General features: G+C 41.9%; 14 protein-coding genes, 1 riboswitch and 1 other annotated feature. Of the genes, 13 read left to right on the top strand and 1 reads right to left on the bottom strand.

Annotated features, from left to right (window positions below; translation table 11 throughout):
* The first annotated feature begins 274 nt into the window (after positions 1-274).
* The 3 genes from HC723_RS03040 to HC723_RS03030 all read left to right on the top strand — a co-directional run bounded on the left by HC723_RS03040 (position 275) and on the right by HC723_RS03030 (position 4,301).
* On the top strand, positions 275-1,306 hold the full coding sequence (locus HC723_RS03040) for a porin (RefSeq protein ID WP_190338182.1): 1,032 nt from the start codon (positions 275-277) through the stop codon (positions 1,304-1,306).
* Positions 1,307-1,778: 472 nt separating this feature from the next.
* Positions 1,779-2,789 (top strand): porin, encoded by a 1,011-nt coding sequence (locus HC723_RS03035; protein WP_190338181.1) that lies wholly within the window; start codon positions 1,779-1,781, stop codon positions 2,787-2,789.
* 207 nt (positions 2,790-2,996) lie between these two features.
* The gene (locus tag HC723_RS03030; protein WP_190338180.1) at positions 2,997-4,301 is read left to right on the top strand and encodes an inosine/guanosine kinase; all 1,305 of its coding nucleotides are present in this window, start codon (positions 2,997-2,999) and stop codon (positions 4,299-4,301) included.
* An 86-nt stretch (positions 4,302-4,387) separates the two neighbouring features.
* Here the strand turns inward: HC723_RS03030 and HC723_RS03025 are convergent, their stop codons facing one another.
* Positions 4,388-4,804, bottom strand: a complete 417-nt coding sequence (locus tag HC723_RS03025) for an H-NS family histone-like protein (protein WP_153447324.1) — start codon at positions 4,802-4,804, stop codon at positions 4,388-4,390.
* 410 nt (positions 4,805-5,214) lie between these two features.
* A riboswitch (Lysine riboswitch) is annotated at positions 5,215-5,510 on the top strand.
* Positions 5,511-5,614: 104 nt separating this feature from the next.
* Here HC723_RS03025 and HC723_RS03020 point away from each other — a divergent pair.
* The 10 genes from HC723_RS03020 (at position 5,615) to HC723_RS02975 (ending at position 15,679) form a co-directional block, all read left to right on the top strand.
* The gene (locus tag HC723_RS03020; protein ID WP_190338179.1) at positions 5,615-7,195 is read left to right on the top strand and encodes a Na+/H+ antiporter NhaC family protein; all 1,581 of its coding nucleotides are present in this window, start codon (positions 5,615-5,617) and stop codon (positions 7,193-7,195) included.
* A 251-nt stretch (positions 7,196-7,446) separates the two neighbouring features.
* Positions 7,447-7,570 (top strand) — a sequence feature (His leader region).
* A 57-nt stretch (positions 7,571-7,627) separates the two neighbouring features.
* A complete protein-coding gene (gene hisG / locus HC723_RS03015; RefSeq protein ID WP_153447322.1) occupies positions 7,628-8,524 on the top strand; it encodes an ATP phosphoribosyltransferase in 897 nt (298 codons plus the stop codon).
* 5 nt (positions 8,525-8,529) lie between these two features.
* Positions 8,530-9,888, top strand: coding sequence for a histidinol dehydrogenase (gene hisD / locus HC723_RS03010; protein WP_153447321.1), 1,359 nt, complete (start codon positions 8,530-8,532; stop codon positions 9,886-9,888).
* A gap of 12 nt (positions 9,889-9,900) precedes the next feature.
* Positions 9,901-10,947, top strand: a complete 1,047-nt coding sequence (gene hisC, locus HC723_RS03005) for a histidinol-phosphate transaminase (protein WP_153447320.1) — start codon at positions 9,901-9,903, stop codon at positions 10,945-10,947.
* Between the two features lie 184 nt (positions 10,948-11,131).
* The gene (gene hisB, locus HC723_RS03000) at positions 11,132-12,205 is read left to right on the top strand and encodes a bifunctional histidinol-phosphatase/imidazoleglycerol-phosphate dehydratase HisB (RefSeq protein WP_153447319.1); all 1,074 of its coding nucleotides are present in this window, start codon (positions 11,132-11,134) and stop codon (positions 12,203-12,205) included.
* Positions 12,205-12,858, top strand: coding sequence for an imidazole glycerol phosphate synthase subunit HisH (gene hisH / locus HC723_RS02995; protein WP_178306459.1), 654 nt, complete (start codon positions 12,205-12,207; stop codon positions 12,856-12,858). Before hisB ends, hisH begins: the two co-directional genes overlap by 1 nt.
* An 18-nt stretch (positions 12,859-12,876) precedes the next feature.
* Complete coding sequence (gene hisA / locus HC723_RS02990; protein WP_190338178.1) at positions 12,877-13,614, top strand: 1-(5-phosphoribosyl)-5-[(5-phosphoribosylamino)methylideneamino]imidazole-4-carboxamide isomerase; 738 nt, start codon at positions 12,877-12,879, stop codon at positions 13,612-13,614.
* Positions 13,596-14,369, top strand: coding sequence for an imidazole glycerol phosphate synthase subunit HisF (gene hisF / locus HC723_RS02985; protein WP_153447317.1), 774 nt, complete (start codon positions 13,596-13,598; stop codon positions 14,367-14,369). Before hisA ends, hisF begins: the two co-directional genes overlap by 19 nt.
* Entirely contained in the window at positions 14,366-15,049 is a 684-nt protein-coding gene (gene hisIE, locus HC723_RS02980; protein ID WP_190338177.1) for a bifunctional phosphoribosyl-AMP cyclohydrolase/phosphoribosyl-ATP diphosphatase HisIE, read from the top strand. The genes hisF and hisIE overlap by 4 nt, the downstream gene beginning before the upstream one ends.
* Before the next feature lie 207 nt (positions 15,050-15,256).
* The gene (locus HC723_RS02975; protein ID WP_153447315.1) at positions 15,257-15,679 is read left to right on the top strand and encodes a MarR family winged helix-turn-helix transcriptional regulator; all 423 of its coding nucleotides are present in this window, start codon (positions 15,257-15,259) and stop codon (positions 15,677-15,679) included.
* Positions 15,680-15,682: the final 3 nt, after the last annotated feature.

Raw genomic sequence — 15,682 nt, 5'->3', positions numbered from 1 at the left:
TTTTGTTCTCGTGTGCTGTGTTGATTTCGAGTTACAATGCATTTTTATGAAAATGGATGTAATTAATAGTTAAATCATTATAAGTAAAGGGTTTTTATCATTTTTTATATGATCGATTATGTTTTTTTATGAAATTTGACACTTTGACGGAACTTTAGCAATCTTGTTGTGCGAATCAGATGTATGGCTTGTTGGTCGGAGTTACCGATGAGCATAAATAACAAGAAAGGAATCCCAAAGGGAATTTCAAAACAATTAAAGGCAGTGGATTATTATGAAAAAATCGTTAATCGCATTAGCAATTGCAGCAACAGCAACGGCAGGTTCTGTTAGCGCAGCGGAAATTTATAAGACAGATGAAGGCTCAATTAACTTTTATGGTCAACTTCGAACTGAGCTGAAGTGGAATGATATTGGTGAAAATAACCCTGAGTTAAGCTCTGGTTCATCACGTACTGGTATCGATGGTTCTTATAAGTTAACAGATGACGTTAAAGTTATTGGTTTAGTTGAAGTTTCTGTTGATGAAGACTCTGATATGTATGTACGTCAACATATATTTGGTCTAGCTAGTGACTCTCTAGGTACGATTAAATTTGGTAAGCAGTGGACTGTTTCGGATGATGTCTACGGTGCAGATTACTCTTACTTCTATGGTGGTTCAGCGCTTCGTTACGGTACACTGTCTGATGCCGAACATGATGCAATGATTAAATATGAGTATGTGGCTGATAGTTTTTGGATTAAAGCTGATTATGGCCTGCCTAATAATGATAAGGAGCAGGAGCTTGCAGAATTATTTGCAGGTACGTCATTTGGTGATTTAGATGTTCATGTTGGTGGTGGTTATAATATTGGCCAACCTAAAGCTTCTAAAGGTATAGATGTGAAGAATACTTACGGTGAAGCTACTGCAGAATATAATTATTCGAAAGGTGTTATTGGTTTTACGTATTATTACGCTAAATTAAAAAGTCAATCTTCAGTGGACTCAAGTATTGAAGAGAATGGCTTCTCATTAGCAGGAACATTTGCTTGGTCTGATAAAGGTACAGGCTACGCAGGTTATGAATATACAATGCAAGATCCTGATTTCGGCAATCTAGATTCTGAAGATGGTACATTGATTTACCTTGGTTCTGACTACCAAATGCTAGAGTTTGTGAGGGTTTATGCGGAAGTTGCATATGCTGACGGCACAACTTTAGGTTATGAAGCTGGTGGCTCTGGCAGTGGTAATGTTGTTGGTCCAACAATGGTTGATTCTGAAGTTCTTTTAGGTCTAGGTGCTCGCTTCTACTGGTAATTACTAATTTTAAGCACTCAAACAATAAAATAGCTCCTGATAGGAGCTATTTTTTTTATCTGTAAATAAATTCACTAAGAAAACTTACAAAAACGTGATCTCGAACATTGTTTTTTATTTGCGTTTATTTTGAACGTTGTGCAATTTATTCTGTTGAATATTCCTCATCTACGGGGTTATGGCAGGATATTTTGTGAAATTATCATTGATCGGGAGAATGTTTAATATCTGGTATCATAGTTTCCATGAATGCCAATGTTATTCGCATGGTTGAATTTTAAGGTATTTCTTGTCCATCTAATTGATAATTAAAGTGTTTTATGTTTTTTTACCTTGTTTGACTTTTTTGTGTCTATTTTGCATTCTTGTTTCAGCTTGAAAGCGGTATCGATCGCATCTTTACGCTTACTGTTTTCGTATAGCCAAAACAATAAAGACAAATGGAATTAAATTGAAAAGGCAGTAATTAACTATGAAAAAGACTTTTATAGCGTTAGCAGTGATAGCTGGCACGGTATCGGGAGCCGCGCAAGCCACTGAAGTTTACAAAAACGATACAACGTCAATCGACTTAAATGGCCGTTTTTACTCAGTCGTGGAAACGGTAAAGGCAAACGGGCATACCAATACCGATGTTAAAATTGATGACTCTCGCTTGGGAATGAACCTCCGCCATCAAGCGAATGACTCTTTAGCATTAATTGGTAAATATGAGCTTCAATTTACTACTGCAGAGGATGACAGTGCATTTGAAAATCGTGATGCATGGGCAGGCTTTGATTTTACCAATATTGGTCAGTTAACTTTTGGTCGTAACTCTACCGTTTATGATGACTTTTACCTTGGTGGCTTTGATGAATACTATGGCTTTAGCCAAACATTAGCAGACCGTGGTCGTGATAACGGCATGATTAAGTTTGTTTCTGCGCCAGTATTCGGTGGTTTAACTGTTGCGGGTAACTATCAAACTCGTAATGAAGCGGAAAGTATCCGTGGTGCGTATACCGCTGGTGTAAAGTATGATTTTACATTTGATGAATCGACGCTAACAATTGGGTTGAGTAATTTTGATTACGATATTATTAATAGCTCGGATCATGTCACCGGACAAAATCTAGGGGCTAAATATGCATTAACAGATAGCTTTGCCGTTGGTGCCGATTATGGTCTACAAAACAATCGTCTAGCGGGTGTAGGTAAGACGAAGACTGCAGTTGATTCTGATATTACGTTATGGCGTGCTGGTGCCGAGTACACCGGTTTTTCCGATTACCGTATCTATGGTGGTTTAGGTCAAGTGACTGTTGATGATAAAACAGCAGCGAAAAAGGACGGTCAGGGTTACTATGTAGGAATGTCTTATAATATCATTCCAAACGCCTATGTATTTGCTGAGTACGCGTCATATGATAAAGATACCTTAAACGCGAGTGGGGATGCTGGTTCAGATAAATTTGCTCTCGGCCTTAACGTTAACTTCTAATGTTATCGTTATACCCCCATAATGTGTTGTGAAATCATTTGGGTATAGTCTACTTTATATAAAGCCACTTCCTTTAGTGGCTTTTTTCATTTATGGAGAATAAATGATTTTTTGCTTGTCGCAACCGATTGCTATTTGTCTCCATATTGATGAAGTCCACTTCTGACGCTACAATCCATAACCCTGTCCCTACTAAATATACTCATTATGAAATTTCCTGGTCAACGTAAGTCCAAACACTATTTTCCTGTCCATGCTCGCGATCCATTAGTCAGCCAAGCACAAGAAAGCAAAACAATGACACGCACTCACATTATTGGTATTGATCAAACCTTGGTTGATATTGAAGCGAAAGTCAGTGACGACTTAATCGAAAAATATCAATTAAGTAAAGGACATTCATTAGTGTTGGACGACGATAGAGCAGAAGCTTTATATAATGAATTAAAAGAAAAGGACTTGATCACCGATGAATTTGCCGGTGGCACCATAGGCAATACACTGCACAATTACTCAGTATTAGCCGATGATAAATCGACCTTATTGGGCGTGATGAGCAACAATATTAAGATCGGTAGCTATGGTTACCGCTATATCTGTAATACTTCAAGTCGTATGGATTTGAACTATTTACAAGGGGTTGATGGCGCGATTGGCCGTTGTTTTGCATTGATCAGTGATAATGGTGAGCGTACCTTTGCTATCAGTGAAGGAAAAATGAATCAACTTTCCCCCAATAGTATTCCGGAATCTATTTTCCTTGGTGCGTCAGCATTAGTATTAACTGCTTATTTAGTGCGTTGTAAGCCTGGCGATCCTATGCCAGACGCCACAATGAAAGCAATTGAATTTGCCAAGAAACACCATGTTCCAGTGGTATTAACACTTGGTACTAAATATGTGATCCAAGATGATCCTGAGTATTGGCGAGAATTCATTCAACAGAATGTTTCAGTGCTGGCCATGAATGAAGAAGAAGCGGAAGCATTAACGGGCGAACATGATCCATTAGTGGCCTCAGACAAAGCTTTAGAGTGGGTTGATCTTGTCTTGTGTACCGCAGGGCCGGTTGGTTTATATATGGCAGGTTATACTGAAGACGATGCAAAACGGGAAACGACACTACCGCTATTACCGGGTGCGATTGGTGAATTTAACCGTTTTGAATTTAGTCGACCAACGCGTCGATTTGAATGTAACAATCCGATTAAAGTCTATTCTCATATTGCCCCATATATGGGGGGTCCTGAGAAGATTAAAAATACCAATGGGGCAGGCGATGCCGCGTTATCGGCAATATTGCACGATATGGCCGCCAATAAATACCACAAAGAAAATATCCCTAATTCCAGTAAGCATGAATATCCATTCTTAACCTATTCATCATTTGCTCAAGTTTGTAAATATGCTAACCGTGCCAGTTATGAAGTGTTGGCGCAACATTCTCCTCGTTTATCTCGCGGATTACCTGAAAAAGAAGATAGCTTAGAAGAAGCGTATTGGGAAAGATGAACATCGCTTTTAATTGACGATGGTAAAAGGTTAGACACAAAAAAGGGGCGCTAAATTAGCGCCCCTTTTAACGTTTTAATCAATGATTACTTGATTAAAAATGTATCAATTGATTTGCCAGAATCAAGAGCTTCTTGGATAACAGAAGGTGTACGACCTTGACCAGTCCAAGTTTTTACTTCGCCATTTAGCGTGTATTGATATTTTGCAGGGCGTGGCTCGCGTTTTTTACGAGACTTAGTTTTTACTTCGCCGCCGCTCATCGCTGCAACAAGATCTTCTAAGTTAATGCCATCTTTTGCGAGTTTATTTGCGTAATCCGCTAAAATTGCATCACGTTCAGCTTGTTGAGCAAGCTCTTGTTCTTCAGCTGCTTTTCTTTCTTCATATACAGTAGAAAGTTTTTCTAGTAGCTCTTCTACTTCTTGTAAAGTGAATTCTTCACGAGTGAAAGCGCGCAAGCTGCGAATATTAAGGAGTGCTGATTTTTTGATTTCTGACATGGTTGATCCTATTTGGTATTAGGTAGAATAATTAATAGTGTTGTTGCATCTGTGTGTAGATAATAACGTTCTTTATTTTATATGTGAAATTTTATTTTAACTAATGTGTAAAATTATTTAAAGATACAGCTATAAGATTAGACAAATCCGACAAAGTTCAATTATATATTAAATTATTTTGTATATCGTTTTATTGCTGGTCGATATCATACATAGCGTTTAGAATAGTACTGGGCTTATCGTATATATATAAGCCACTTACTGTATGTATGTATGTATATGAAGAATGGTGGAGATTGATTAGTCATTTATCTTGCCATTTTCCTCTGTATCATTACAATAAGCGGCATCTTTCCCTATGGCATCTTGAGATCCGCTAAAATGCGTATCTTGACTAGATGGTTGTATTGAAAAGATGTAGAGGTGCAAGTTTCATCAGTAACTTATGCTAGGGTGATGCCGATGAGTATAAGTGAAAGGGATATTTGCCGAAGTAAGAATAAAATTGTCACGATAGTGCTTATTTTATTGATATTTATCAAAATAACTTACTGGGGGTGCATCGAATAGGTGTACCACTGCCATAGTTTATATTTAAAAGAACCGACATAATGCATTCAACTGCTGTCTGTTTTATCTACGCTTGCTGTTGGCGTAATGTCGGTTTAAATATATTATTTACCCACTATGGAGCGCTACTGTAAGCAAACCTACTCATAGCTTTGCTTGTGCTAAGATATTTTATTGTTTGTAATGCTCAATAATATCCTTTCTGCAGTAGATCTCTGACCAATTTTGGTTCTTAAGATCATGAATTTAATAGATTTTACATCCTCTCCGGAATCCTTGCTTCCCCCATTAGTTGCACTCACGATGGCGATCTTAACTCGCCGTGTATTGTTGTCATTAGGGCTCGGTATCTTGCTCGGTGGCTTTTTGCTGGCTGATTACTCTTTGGTCCATACTTTCTCTTATGTCAGCAGTAAAGCACTTGGCGTGTTTGTCGATGGTGCAAGTTTAAATTGGAATAATATCTTTATTCTTGTTTTCCTTATCTTGCTTGGTATGACGACTGCGTTATTAACGTTATCTGGCGGGACTTATGCTTTTGCCGAATGGGCGCAAAAACGCATCAAAACCAAACGTGGAGCAAAGTTACTCGCTGTTTGGCTTGGGGTATTCATCTTTATTGATGATTATTTTAATAGTTTGGCGGTAGGAGCCATTGCGCGCCCAGTGACCGATCGTTATTACGTTTCACGCTCTAAATTGGCTTATATCCTCGATTCAACCGCTGCGCCTATGTGCGTGATCATGCCAGCGTCGAGTTGGGGAGCGTATATCATGACTGTGGTCAGTGGCATCCTGGTCTCGCATGGTATTACTGAGTATTCAGCATTAGGAGCTTATATGCGCCTGATCCCAATGAACTTTTATGCCATCTTTGCTTTGTTAATGGTGTTTGCAGTCGTATGGTTTGATTTAAATGTGGGCCCAATGCGTCAACATGAACTCGCGGCTAAACAAGGTAAAACCGATGATAAAGATGATAACGCGGTCGATTTAACCGAAGAGTCTGAGATCGAAGAGAGTAAGAATGGCCGAGTGTCCAATCTGATCTTGCCAATCGTGGCGCTGATTGTGGCCACGGTATACTTTATGATTGCCTCGGGTGCCAATGTATTAGAAGACGATGGGCAAGCCTTTAGTTTATTAAAAGCATTTGAAAATACCAATGTCGGACAATCACTTTGTTTTGGCGCTTTAGTTGGTATCGTGGTTGCTTTAATTACCGTAGCAAGACAAAAAATGCCAATTAAAGATGTGGTAATCACATTATGGATTGGCGCTAAATCGATGTTTGGTGCGATTTTGATCTTGGCATTTGCTTGGACCATTGGCGCGGTCATTAAAGATATGGGTACGGGTGCGTATCTTTCTACCTTGGTGGAAGGCAGCATTGATGATCACTGGTTGCCGGTTATTTTATTCTTGCTCTCTGGTGTGATGGCGTTTTCTACCGGTACCTCGTGGGGCACATTCGGTATTATGTTACCGATTGCAGGCGACATGGCTGGCGCAACGGATTTAGCGCTAATGTTGCCAATGCTCAGTGCGGTATTAGCGGGCTCTGTGTTTGGTGACCACTGTTCGCCAATTTCAGATACCACTATCTTGTCATCAACTGGCGCACGTTGTAATCATATCGATCACGTCTCTACTCAGTTGCCTTATGCACTGGCTACGGCGTTTATTTCAGCGGTTGGTTTCTTAGTGCTAGGCTTAACGGTCAATGTATGGTTGGGTCTATTAGCATCGAGTATTACCTTTGTGCTGGTTTGTTTTGCGCTTTCTATTATTGCAAAGTCGAAGATGCCAACTAAAGCTTAAGTCTCGCCTGCTTATACATAAGGTATTAACAATAAACCGTTTAGCTCGCCATTTGCGCTGCTAAGCGGTTTTTTCGCTTTAGCCGTTCAATGCACTTGGCAGATCCCGTATTGATGAAAAATCCAAGTTTCGGCTAACATCTTAAAAATAATTAAATTAATAGTTGAAAAAATTGGCGAGCTTCGATAATGTGAACTTATACAAACTGATTAACAAAAGTGAAAACTTATGCGTACATTTGATATGAACATTCATCATCACCATCATCCTGTTTTATCTTGCGGGTGAGTGTATGCATCCGGAAGATAACTCTTCCGGCGCTGAATCAGTAACAGATTCAAACCCTCGGAAGAGTAATCTCTCCGGGGGTTTTTTCATTTTGGACGGTTTTAATTAATACATTTAATAAAACAAATTACAGGGATAGAGATTATGCAAACCAAACGATTAAGAATTGCGATTCAAAAAAAAGGCCGTTTAAGCAAAGAGTGTCAATTGTTGCTTAAAAAATGTGGCGCTAAGTTCAATATTGCCGGTGAGCGCCTAGTGGTACACAGTGAAAACATGCCAATTGATTTACTGCTGGTTCGTGATGATGACATTCCGGGCCTGATCATGGATGGTGTGGTTGATTTAGGTTTTATTGGCGAAAACGAATTAGAAGAAGTGCGTCTTGATCGTAAAGCGCTGGGTGAGCCATGCGAATTTAACACTTTGCGCCGTTTGGATTTTGGTGGTTGTCGTTTGTCGATTGCAATTGATAAAGACGAAGCTTACAACGGCCCGCAAGATCTCGCCGGCAAGCGTATTGCGAGCTCTTATCCACACTTGTTAAAAAGCTACATGGATGAACAAGGCATTAACTTTAGCGCTTGTATGCTCACCGGTTCTGTTGAAGTTGCGCCACGCGCCGGTCTTGCCGATGCGATTGCGGACTTAGTCTCAACTGGCGCCACTCTTGAAGCCAATGGGCTAAAAGAAGTCGAAGTGATTTTCCGCTCAAAAGCGACGCTTATCCAACGCAAAGGGGAATTCTCTCAAGATCAACTTCAATTGATTGATAAATTACTGACTCGTATGCAAGGCGTTATTCAAGCCAAAGAATCAAAATACATCATGTTGCACGCACCATCGGACAAACTAGAGCAAATCAAAAAATTACTGCCTGGCGCAGAAGATCCAACCGTGTTGCCACTTTCTCAAGAAAAAAATCGGGTTGCGGTCCATTTAGTCAGTACTGAAAATCTATTCTGGGAAACGATGGAAGGCTTGAAAGAGCTAGGTGCAAGTTCGATTTTGGTATTGCCAATTGAGAAAATGATGGAGTAAGCACGATGAAAACAGTGGTTTGGCAATCATTAAGTGAGCAGCAACAACAAAGTATTTTGGAGCGTCCTGCGATCAGTGATGGCGCGAATATTACCGATATTGTCACGGGTGTCATCAAGCAAGTGCAACAAGACGGTGATGCGGCGCTGAAAGCATTAACGCAAAAATTTGATAACGTGGCACCAGATTCCATATGTGTGTCAGCGGCTGAAATTGACGCCGCATCAAATCGTTTATCCGATAAAATGAAGCAAGCGTTGCAACAAGCGCATAAAAATATTTCAGCTTTTCACCAAGCACAAAAAGCGAAGCCATTAAGTGTTGAAACCCAACCGGGCGTGGTGTGTGAATTAGTCACTCGCTCGATAAATAAAGTCGGCTTGTACATTCCAGGTGGCAGCGCGCCATTACCTTCAACGGTATTAATGCTCGGTGTGCCGGCACAAATTGCCGGTTGTCGCAAAGTAGTGTTATGTTCGCCACCGCCGATTGCCGATGAAATACTCTACGTTGCCAAGCTCTGCAATATCGATGAAGTGTATAACGTGGGTGGCGCTCAAGCGGTGGCTGCCATGGCTTATGGCACCCAAACTGTGGCAAAAGTCGATAAAATCTTTGGCCCGGGTAACGCATTTGTGACCGAAGCGAAACGTCAAGTCAGTAATGATTTTTCTGGCGCGGCGATTGATATGCCAGCGGGCCCTTCTGAAGTATTAGTGATTGCCGATGAAGGCGCGGATGCCGACTTTGTAGCGGCCGATTTATTGTCTCAAGCCGAACACGGACCTGATTCTCAAGTGGTGTTATTAACCCCATCAGCTACGATTGCCGATCAAGTTGCCGATGCGATAAAGCAGCAACTTAAACAGCTTTCGCGTAGCAATATTGCCGAACAAGCATTGGGTTCAAGTGTGCTTATTATTACAGAGTCGCTAGAGCAATGCGTTGAGATTTCCAATACTTATGGCCCTGAACACTTAATTGTTCAAACCCAAGACCCACGGGCATTACTGCCATTATTGGATAACGCGGGTTCGATTTTCTTAGGTCAATGGTCACCAGAGTCGGTGGGTGATTATGCCTCAGGCACCAATCATGTCTTACCAACCTATGGTTACACACGCACTTATTCTAGTTTAGGTTTAGCCGATTTTTCAAAGCGTATGACAGTGCAACAATTAACCCAACAAGGTTTACAAGGTTTGGCCGATACCGTGGTGACGATGGCAGAGGCGGAAGGGTTAGATGCGCATAAACGCGCGGTGACGATCCGTATCGAAAAGCTAGGCCGTATTGAAAAGCTAAGTAGTATTGATCAGTTAAGCCGCACTGAAGAATCAAATCAAAGCCAGTTAGGCGATTAATTAGGAGTCAACATGGAAAGGTTAGCTCGTAAACAAGTTCAAGCATTAACCCCTTATTTATCTGCTCGTCGTATTGGTGGCTGCGGTGATGTGTGGCTCAATGCCAATGAATCGCCATTTGATAATGAATATAAAACCAATTTCTCACGTCTTAATCGTTACAGCGAGTGCCAACCGAAAGCATTAATTGATGGCTATGCCGCTTATGCCGGTGTCGCGCCAGAGCAAGTATTAACTTCTCGCGGCGCTGATGAAGGCATTGAGTTATTGATCCGCGCATTTTGTGAGCCCAATGAAGATGCGATTTTATATTGTCCACCAACCTACGGAATGTATGCGATTAGCGCTGAAACTTCGGGTGTTGAGCGTAAAGTGGTACCTTTAACCTCTGATTGGCAATTAGATCTTGAGGCTATCCAAGCAAATCTGGCTAAGGTAAAACTGGTGTTTGTGTGTAGCCCTAATAACCCAACCGGCAATCTGATCAAGCGTGAAGACATTATTCGTTTATTAGAGTTGACGCAAGATAAAGCGATTGTGGTGATGGACGAAGCTTACATTGATTTTTGCCCTGAAGCGTCCACGGTTGATTTACTGGCGCAGTATCCAAACTTGGCTATTTTGCGCACCATGTCGAAGGCTTTTGCTCTAGCTGGACTGCGTTGTGGCTTTACTCTTGCCAATCCCTCTATTATTGAGGTGTTATCAAAAGTGATTGCGCCGTATCCAGTGCCAGTGCCGGTGTCGGATATTGCGGTGCAAGCGTTATCAGAAGCAGGCCTTGCTCGAATGCGATATCAAGTGTTGGATTTAAGTGCCAACCGAGCGTATTTACAAGCCGGTTTAGGTATGCTCGATGGTATTGAAGTGTTTGAAGGTTGGGGTAACTATTTATTAGTTAAGTTCAATGATGGTGACGCAGTATTTAAGGCTGCGTGGGATAACGGCATTATTTTACGTAACTCACCGATCAAAGATTGTGTCCGCATTAGTATCGGCAACCGAGATGAGTGTGAGAAGACGTTAAGTTTTCTGCGCAACGCTTTGATCGCCGCTTAAATAAAATCATTAAATATATACCCAAAGTAATTGATGTTGCAGTGCGGCAAGTAAATGAATCCCATGAGTTTAGCTCGTCTAAGTGATTGGGGTGAGTGCACGTAGCCAACAAAGCTGCAGCTTAAAGTACGACAGGTATACACGGCAGTCTAGGATTGCCGTAAGCTCTGAGAAGGAAATCGATGTGAGCCAAGCCAATAAAATTCTTTTTATCGACCGTGATGGCACCTTAATTGTTGAGCCTCCGGTTGATTTTCAAGTCGACCGTTTAGACAAACTTAAGTTTGAACCAAACGTGATCCCCGTATTATTAAAGCTGCAAGATGCCGGTTATCGTTTAGTGATGGTGACCAATCAAGATGGGTTAGGTACCGACAGTTACCCGCAAGCGGATTTTGATGCGCCGCACGATATGATGATGGAAATCTTCGCATCACAAGGGGTGAAGTTTGATGATGTGTTGATCTGCCCACACTTTGAGGCTGATAATTGTTCTTGCCGTAAGCCGAAACTGGGGATGGTAAAAGATTATCTGCAAGCGGGAAAAGTGGATTTCAAAACCTCAGCTGTGATTGGCGATCGCGCCACTGATATACAACTGGCTGAAAATATGGCGATTCGCGGTATTCAATACAACCCAGAAAGCATGAACTGGTTGGATATTCTAAAAGACCTAACCGTCAATGCTCGTAAAGCCACCGTGATCCGTACCACCAAAGAAACCGATATTAAAATCTCGGTGAATCTCGATGAGCAGGGCGGTAATAGCATTTCAACCGGTATGGGCTTTTTTGATCACATGCTCGACCAAATTGCCACTCATGGCGGTTTTCAAATGGTGGTTGAGGTGGAGGGGGATTTGCATATCGATGATCACCACACCATAGAAGATACTGCTTTAGCACTGGGTCAAGCACTAAAAGAAGCATTAGGTGATAAGCGCGGTATTGGTCGCTTTGGCTTTAGTTTGCCAATGGATGAATGTTTAGCTCAATGCGGTTTGGATTTATCTGGCCGTCCTTATTTGAAATTTGACGCTGAATTTAGCCGCGAGCAAGTCGGCGAACTATCAACCGAGATGGTGGTGCACTTCTTCCGTTCACTCACCGATACGCTAGCGTGTACCTTGCATTTGTCTTCTACTGGGCATAATGATCACCACATCATCGAGAGCTTATTTAAAGCCTTTGGTCGTACTTTGCGTCAGGCAATAAAAGTAGAAGGTAATGAACTGCCAAGCAGTAAAGGGGTGCTTTAATGTCGCTAATATCCTCTGATATAAACAATCAAAAAGTCGTGATTATTGATACCGGCTGCGCCAATGTGTCATCGGTACGATTTGCGATTGAACGCTTAGGTTATACGGTCACGATTTCTAAAGATCCCGCGGTGGTTTTGGCGGCAGATAAGCTATTTTTACCGGGTGTCGGCACCGCATCGGAAGCGATGAAAAACCTGCAGCAACGTAATCTCATCGAATTGGTTAAGCAAGTCGAAAAGCCCTTACTTGGCATTTGTTTAGGCATGCAGCTTTTGGGTAAGTTATCAGAAGAAAAAGGTCAGCAAGGCGCTCAAACTAACTCGCAAGACGTCGCGTGTCTTGGCTTGTGTGATGGTGAAGTTCGTTTGATGGACAGCGGCGATCTGCCATTGCCACACATGGGTTGGAATACAATTCAACCGGTGGCAGGACACCCATTGTTTAACGGTATTTCGCCAGAGAGTTATTTTTACTTTGTGCATAGTTATGCGATGCAAGTTGGTGATCATACTATTGCCCGTTGTGATTATGGTCAGCCGTTTACCGCGGCGTTGCAAAGTGGCAACTATTATGGGGTGCAATTTCACCCAGAACGCTCCTCGAAAGCTGGATCTAAGTTGATCCAGAATTTTCTCGAATTAGATGGATAAATTAAAAAGGATTTAATCGTGATCATTCCTGCACTCGATTTAATTGATGGTCAAGTAGTACGCTTATTTCAAGGCGACTACGGACAGAAAACAGAATACAAAGTAGACCCAGCTGAACAATTTAACTTATATCACCAAGCGGGAGCGAACTGGCTTCACTTGGTGGATTTAACCGGCGCGAAAGACACCAATGCGCGTCAGTTAGATTTGATTGCAAAGTTATTAGCCAGCACCCCAGCCAACATTCAAATTGGTGGTGGTGTACGCACAGAGCAAGATGTGGTCGATTTACTTGAAGCTGGAGCACAACGTGTTGTAGTGGGCTCAACTGCAGTAAAACAATCTGAGCTAGTTAAAGGTTGGATGAGTAAATACGGCGCTGACAAAATCGTGTTAGCGTTAGATATTAATATTGACGCGCAGGGTGTACGTAATGTGGCGATTTCCGGTTGGCAAGAAGATTCAGGCGTCACCATTGAAGCGCTGATAGAGGATTATCTCACGGTCGGTTTAACCCATGTGCTGTGTACCGATATTTCGCGTGATGGCACATTGATCGGTTCGAACGTTGAATTGTATATCGACCTTTGTAAACAATACCCACAAGTGCAATTTCAATCTTCTGGTGGCATTGGCAGTTTAGAGGACATTGCGGCGTTAAAAGGCTCAGGGGTTGCGGGCGTGATTGTTGGCCGCGCATTACTGGATGGTAAGTTTAGCGCCGAGGAGGCATTCTCATGTTGGCAAAGCGAATAATTCCTTGTTTGGATGTAAAAGATGGCCAAGTAGTTAAAGGGGTGCAATTTCGTAACCACGAAATTATTGGTGACATCGTCCCTCTGGCGCAACGTTACGCGGATGAAGGCGCTGATGAGTTAGTATTTTATGATATTACCGCATCCAGTGACGGCCGAGTGGTAGATAAAAGCTGGGTGGCGCGAGTCGCTGAAGTGATTGATATTCCTTTTTGTGTTGCTGGTGGCATTAAGTCTGCCGAAGATGCAGCGCGAATTTTAGAGTTTGGCGCGGATAAAGTGTCGATCAACTCGCCGGCATTAGCAAACCCTGAACTTATTACCGAACTGGCGGATAAATTTGGCGTGCAGTGTATTGTGATTGGTATCGATTCTTACTTTGATAGTGAAACCGGAAAATATCAGGTTTACCAATTTACCGGTGATGAAGAACGCACTAAGGCAACAAAATGGGAAACCCGAGATTGGGTGATTGAAGTGCAAAAACGCGGCGCTGGTGAAATCGTGTTAAATATGATGAACCAAGATGGCGTGCGTAATGGCTACGATTTAGAGCAATTAAATATGGTACGGGAAGTGTGCCATGTTCCGTTGATTGCATCAGGTGGCGCGGGTGAAATGGTGCATTTTAAACAAGCCTATCAAAAGGCCAATGTTGACGGAGCGTTAGCCGCTTCAGTTTTTCATAAGCAAGTGATCAACATTGGTGAATTAAAACAGTATTTGAAAAATGAAGGCGTGGAGATACGTTTATGAGTGAAGTAGCAAATCAAAATCAACTTAGCGCATTTCAAGCATCGGATTGTGCAACTTTAACGGCGCGAATTAACTGGGAAAAAGTCGACGGATTACTGCCAGTTGTAGTGCAAGATTTTCAATCAAGCCAAGTGTTAATGCTCGGCTATATGAACCCAGACGCGCTGCAAAAAACCGCGCAAACCGGCTTAGTCACCTTCTTTTCAAGAACCAAGCAACGCTTGTGGACTAAAGGTGAAGAGTCGGGTAACTCGCTTAATGTCGTTAATGTGGCGCTTGATTGCGATCAAGACACCTTATTAATCCAAGTTAATCCGATTGGGCCAACGTGCCATACTGGCACCACCACATGTTTTGATGCAGGCCAACAAATTGACCCGAGTAAACACAGCGAAAGTCAATTGGTGTGGCTTCATCAACTTGAGCAGTTATTGGCTGCCCGCAAGAGTGCCGATCCCGAGTCCTCTTATACTGCCAGTTTATATGCCCGTGGCACCAAGCGTATTTCGCAGAAAGTGGGCGAAGAGGGCGTTGAAGTCGCGCTTGCGGCAACGTCGGGTGACAAGGCGGAATTAGTGTGTGAGTCTGCTGATTTGATGTATCACTTATTTGTTTTGCTGCAAGACCAAGACTTGTCGTTTAACGATGTGATTAATAAGCTGAAAGAACGTCATCAATAACGCCGCATAAAAAATCAGCAATCAGAAAATCGCTTAATGTCTACTGACATTAAGCGATTTTTTTGTCTGTTATTATTTTTATTACCCACTTGTGCAGTAAATGCTTGTAAATTTAATAAGCAATGCTTACTATATGTGTGACTTACCGCACGTCATCATGAGTGTGAAATGTTCATTCAATCATAACTAATTGATACAAAGGTTTTTATGGCTAGGGCACCGATTGGGTATTTATTATCAGACGTTTCGCGTTTGATTCGACATGAATTTCAAAGCGATCCCGCGATGGGCGAAATGACTTTAGCGCAAGCCAGAGCATTAAGTTTGATTTCTCGCCATGAAGGGATCAAACAGGTCGAGTTGGCTGAATTGCTCGAAATTAAACCTATGACATTAGGGCGAATTATCGATCAATTAGTAGAAACGGGGTTGATTGAACGACGCCCAAATCCTAGTGATCGCCGCGCCTATTTGATTTATTTATTGCCAGCTGCACAACCAGAACTCGATCATATTCAAATGGCTGGAAGCCGAGTATGGGCCAATGCTTTAGAAGGGTTATCTGAAACAGAGATTGAAGCCTTTGTACAAACATTAGAACGTATCCATAAAAACTTACCGTCTTATTAACTT

This window comes from Vibrio sp. S11_S32, from assembly GCF_014694465.1.
Lineage (GTDB): Bacteria > Pseudomonadota > Gammaproteobacteria > Enterobacterales > Vibrionaceae > Vibrio > Vibrio algicola.
The sequence above is the reverse complement of the archived record's forward strand: the minus strand, read 5'-3'. Positions and strand labels throughout refer to the sequence as shown.